Origin of the sequence: Streptomyces sp. IBSBF 3136, assembly GCF_036815105.1 — a bacterium.
Classification (GTDB): Bacteria; Actinomycetota; Actinomycetes; order Streptomycetales; family Streptomycetaceae; genus Streptomyces.
This window is the reverse complement of record NZ_JAJSZC010000021.1, coordinates 1-5,097: the sequence shown is the minus strand read 5'-3', so window position 1 is coordinate 5,097 and position 5,097 is coordinate 1. Positions and strand designations below refer to the sequence as shown.

The following is a 5,097-nucleotide window of genomic DNA, read 5'->3' as shown; positions in this document are numbered from 1 at the left end:
GTGCCTCGTCCACCCACTGCTGGGCGCGGGACCGGGGGACCGCGCCCGGGTACGACGTCAGCTGCACCGCGAGCCCGTCGAGCAGCGCGGTGAGCCGCAGGGCCGTCCCCGCCGGGTCGGCGCACGCGAACTCGCCCGCCGCCACGCCCTCCGTGAGGACCGCGGCGATCGCCGCCTTCCACCGCCGGTCCAGGTCCCGGGTGACCTCCCGCAGGGCCGGCTCGCGCAGCGCCACCGCCCAGCCCTCGATCCACAGCCGCCAGCCCTTGGCCTGCCCCGTGGGCGCGTACCAGCGCACCGCCGCCCGCAGCCGGCGCAGCGCCGAGGTGCGCCGCCCCAGCAGGGCCCGCAGCCGCGCCAGATCGCCTTCCGCGGCGTACGCGAACGCGGCGGCGACCAGCTTCTCCTTGGTCGAGAAGTGGTACAGCACCAGCGCGTTGCTCACACCGAGCGCGGAGGCCACGTCGGCGATCCTGACCGCCGCCACACCCCGCGCCTCGATCTGCCCGACGGCGGCCCGCAGCATCTCCTCCCGCCGCTCCGCCACGCTCAACCGCACTCTCGCCACGCGGTCACCCTAATCCGTCGGCAGGGCCTCGCCGAACGGCCCGTGATGGGACCGGCGCCCTCTCGGCCACCGCACCGGGCACCGGACGCGGGCCGCCCGCCGGCGTCAGCGGTACCAGCCGAAGCGGTCCGCCAGCGCCGCGAGGCGGTCCCCGGCCAGGGCGTGGGCGGCGGCGCGCGGTGTGGTGCGGCCGGTCTCGGCGCGGGCGAGCACCTGGCCGGTCAGGGCGCGCACCGAGCGGCGGATGCGGGCGAACGCCTCGTCCGCGTCCGGGCCGATGTCGCCGAAGAGGGTCCACCACCACCAGGCGTTGGTGGCGGAGTTGACCACCACGTCCGGCAGTACGGTCACCCCGCGCGCGGCCAGCGCCGCCTCCGCCTCGGGCCGTACCGGCATGTTGGCGGCCTCGGCGATCCAGCGGGCGGTGACGCGCCCCTGCTCGGCGGCGCCGACGGCGTACGACACCGCTGCGGGCACCAGCACCTCGGCGTCGGCGGACAGCCAGGCGTCGCCGGGCAGTTCGCGGTCGCCGGGGCGCAGCGCGGCGCGGTCGACGGTGCCGTACGCGTCCCGCGCCGCCAGCAGCGCCTCCACGTCCAGACCCTCCGGGTTGGCGACGGTCCCCCTGATGTCGGCCACGGCCACCACCGTGAGGCCCGCGCGGGAGAGGAAGCGGGCCGTGGCCCCGCCCATGGTGCCCAGCCCCTGCACGGACACCCGCGTGCCCCGGTACGGCACCGACGCCCGGTCCAGGGCGGTCAGCACCGACTCCGCCACCCCGCAGCCCCCGGCCAGCTCGTCCAGGCCGATGCCGTCCACCTCCACCGCGAAGGCGTCCGCGAGCCGTCTGCGGGCCGCCGTCGCGTCGTCCAGCAGCGGGTACACCGCCTGGACTGAGGAGACCAGTCCCGCCTCGGTGGCGGCGCGGTCCACCAGGTCCTGGGTGAGACCCAGGTCCTCACCGGTGGTCCAGAAGCTCTCGATGTACGGCCGCATGGCGCGCAGGTAGCGCACGAGCAGGCCGTAGGCCCCCGGATCGCGCGGATCGCAGTCGATGCCGCCCTTGGCGCCGCCGAGCGGGACGTAGCGCGCCTCGGGGTCGTAGTGCAGGGCCTCCTTCATCGTCATGCCGCGGGCGAGTCCGGTGACCTCCTCCAGCGTGCAGCCGGGCCGCATGCGCAGCCCGCCGCTGGCCACGCCCCGCACCAGCCGGTCGACGACCAGGAACCCCTGACGGCCGGTGACGTGGTCGGTCCAGACGAGCGACATCAGGGGGGCGGCCATGGGATCTCCCGGGGGTTGCTACTGAATCGCCGGTCAGTATTCGGAGCGGCCGGCCGCCGTGTCAAAGCGTCCGGGCTGCCACGCGCGCGGTGCGCGGGGGCCCGGCCGGCCCTCCCGCGGACCCCGGCGATCGAGGTCCGGCGCAGGGGCCGACCATAATGGAGGACCTCAGCGACTCCACCTGGAGGTACCGTGACCGGTTTGCGTTCCCAGAGCTTCGGGCTCAGCGTGCTGCGGCCCGCGGCCTTCGGCGCGGATCCGGGTGGGGAGCGTCTCGCGCGCATCCGCCGTTCCCCCCATTTCAAGGACGGCGTCTTCCAGAACCCCGGCGGCGTGGCCCGCACCCGCCCCTCCGGGTCCACCGTGGAGCTCGCCAAGGTGTTCTTCGACAAGGACACCCGGCCGCTGCGCACGCCCCGCGGCACCGTGCCGGTGCATCCGACCACCTTCGCCGACCTCGCCGCGCCGCCGGCCACCGGGCTGCGGGTGACCTGGATGGGCCACTCCAGCGTGCTCGCGGAGATCGACGGGAGGCGGGTGCTGTTCGACCCCGTCTGGGGCGAGCGCTGCTCCCCGTTCCCCTTCGCCGGGCCCAAGCGGCTGCACCCGGTCCCGCTGCCGCTGGCGGCGCTCGGCCCGGTCGACGTGGTGGTGATCTCGCACGACCACTACGACCACCTGGACATGCCCACCATCAAGGCGCTGGCCGGCACGGACACGGTGTTCGCGGTGCCGCTGGGCGTCGGCGCCCACCTGGAGCACTGGGGCGTGTCCCCGGACCGGCTGCGCGAACTCGACTGGCACGAGGCCACCCGGATCGGCGGGCTCACCCTCACCGCCACCCCGGCCCGCCACTTCTGCGGCCGGGGCCTGCGCAACACCCAGCACACCCTCTGGGCGTCCTGGGTCGTCGCCGGCGAGGAGCACCGGATCTACCACAGCGGCGACACCGGCTACTTCGACGGCTTCACGGAGATCGGCGCGACCCACGGCCCGTTCGACGCCACCATGATCCAGATCGGCGCGTACAGCGAGTTCTGGCCCGACATCCACATGACCCCCGAGGAGGGCCTGCGCGCCCACCTCGACCTCCAGGGCGGCACCCCGCACGGCGTGCTGCTGCCGATCCACTGGGGCACCTTCAACCTCGCCCCGCACGCCTGGGCCGAACCCGGGGAGTGGACCAAGGAGGCCGCCGAGGAGGCCGGCCAGGCGGTGGCGCTGCCGCGCCCCGGCGAGCCCTTCGAGCCCGCCGGGAAGGTGCCGGCGCAGGCCTGGTGGCGCTCGGCGTCGGCGCCGGTCCCGCACCTGTGGCGGCGGCCGGCCGCGGTACCGGTCACGCCGGAGGTCTCCCGGGTGGACGTGGACGCGGACGTGGAGGTCGACGTGGACCTGGCCGGCGAGCGCTAAGCCGGAAACATGTCGCACGAAAGCGCTCGAGAGCACGTCGGTGCGCAACGGTATTCGCGGCAGTGTCGGCGATCTCCGGAGGCCCAGGCGACCAGCCGCCTGACCACCCGGGCCGGACGGCCGGCCCTCCCGCGGGTCGGCTCACCAGGGCGCGAGCCGCTTGGCCGGCCGGGTGCCGGACCCACGAACCCCCTAGGTCCCGAGGGCCGGTGCGCACACCTGTGCGCATCGGCCCTCGCTGCCGTCTTCCGACCGGTTCTGACCAGGTCGGATCGCTTTCTTTCCGCACTCGACGCGCCCTCTCGGCGCGGTTATCGGTCTGTCGTACGAGACCTCATACCAGAGCGGGACCCTGTCCGGGGGACTTTGTCAACTGCCCACCGCACATGATGCGCGGGCGACTACTGTCAGTGTCCGGATGGCAGCCCGACGGACCAGTACGAGGACGCAGATGTCTCACCTCCGTGCACCGGCCGCCCGCGCAGACCGCCGTGAGGGCGGCCGGCACGGACGTCCGGTCGCCCGACCCGCTCCCGCACTGCCCGAGACGCACATACGGCCCCAGCTCGTGCGGCTCGCCGTGCTTCCGCCGCTGGCGGTCGCCCTCAGCGCCAGCGCGGCCGTCATCTTCAGCATCCGCTCCACCGGCGCACGCCCCGGGCCCGTCCTGTGGGCCGTGCTCGCCGGCGCGGCCGCGGTGACCGCCGCGGCCGTCGTGATCGCCGCCGTCGCCGCGGACCGTGCCGCCCGCCTCGTCAGCGACCGGGTCGGCGCCCTGCGCCGCAGCGCCGCCCGGGGCGAGGCCGACCTGCGCGCTCTGGTGGAGGCGCTGCGCCGGGGCGAGACCCCGCAGCGGCGCGGACCGCGCCGGCCGCCGCCCGAGGACGCCGACGACCTCGAACTGCTCGCCGCGGACCTGGCCCGGGCGCACGACGGCGCCGTCACCGCCGTCGTGCAGGCCGCCCAGCTCTCCAGCCAGGCGGGCAGTGAGCAGAAGCTGGAGGTCTTCGTCAACCTCGCGCGACGGCTGCAGTCCCTGGTGCACCGGGAGATCTCCATCCTGGACGACCTGGAGAACGAGATCGAGGACCCGGACCTGCTCAAGGGCCTCTTCCACGTCGACCACCTGGCCACGCGCATCCGGCGGCACGCGGAGAACCTCGCCGTGCTCGGCGGCGCCGTCTCCCGCCGGCAGTGGAGCAACCCGGTCTCCATGACCGAGGTGCTGCGCTCGGCCATCGCCGAGGTCGAGCAGTACTCCCGGGTCAAGCTGGTGCCCCCCGTCGACGGCGAGCTGCGCGGCCACGCCGTGGCCGACGTCATCCACCTGCTCGCCGAACTGGTCGAGAACGCCACGGTGTTCTCCGCCCCGCACACCCAGGTGCTGCTGCGTGCCAGCCTCGTCACCTCCGGGCTCGCCGTGGAGGTGGAGGACCGCGGCCTCGGCATGCCCGTCGGCGAGCAGAGCAGGATGAACGCGCTGCTCGCCGACCCCGACCAGGTCAACGTCGCGAGCCTGCTGGCCGACGGCCGCATCGGCCTGTACGTCGTCTCCCAGCTCGCCCGCCGCCACGGCATCACCGTCCGCCTGCAGACCAACATCTACGGCGGCGTGCAGGCCGTCCTCGTCGTGCCGCAGGCGGTGCTGGGCGCGGCGCCGGGCGCACCCGGTGCCGTACCGGGGCGGCAGCCGGGCCCCGCGGACACGGGCCCCCTGCCGGTGCCCCCGTCCGCCTCCGGCGGCGCCCCGGCCGGCGGCGCGCTCCCCGACCAGGGCGGCACCGCGCTCCCCGCCCCGCGCGGCGGGACGGGCGGAGTCCCGGGCACCACCGCCG

3 protein-coding genes and 1 pseudogene are annotated in these 5,097 nt (G+C 75.4%); 2 read left to right on the top strand and 2 right to left on the bottom strand.

Going from position 1 to position 5,097, the window contains the following annotated elements:
* On the bottom strand, positions 1 to 568 hold a 568-nt coding region (locus V7E45_RS07155), incomplete at its 3' end, for a TetR/AcrR family transcriptional regulator (protein ID WP_443055963.1).
* A 105-nt stretch (positions 569 to 673) separates the two neighbouring features.
* On the bottom strand, positions 674 to 1,852 hold the full coding sequence (locus V7E45_RS07150; protein ID WP_333773230.1) for a Glu/Leu/Phe/Val dehydrogenase dimerization domain-containing protein: 1,179 nt from the start codon (positions 1,850 to 1,852) through the stop codon (positions 674 to 676).
* A gap of 192 nt (positions 1,853 to 2,044) precedes the next feature.
* Between V7E45_RS07150 and V7E45_RS07145 the strand changes: the two genes are divergently transcribed.
* Together V7E45_RS07145 and V7E45_RS07140 are read left to right on the top strand one after the other, a co-directional pair.
* Entirely contained in the window at positions 2,045 to 3,262 is a 1,218-nt protein-coding gene (locus V7E45_RS07145; RefSeq protein WP_333773229.1) for an MBL fold metallo-hydrolase, read from the top strand.
* 451 nt (positions 3,263 to 3,713) lie between these two features.
* Positions 3,714 to 5,097: pseudogene (locus V7E45_RS07140) on the top strand (sensor histidine kinase); the annotation flags it as partial.

Bases quoted from the DNA above. Each gene is read 5' to 3' on its own strand.
- V7E45_RS07150 (WP_333773230.1), bottom strand. From the start codon at position 1,852: ATGGCCGCCCCCCTGATGTCGCTCGTCTGGACCGACCACGTCACCGGC.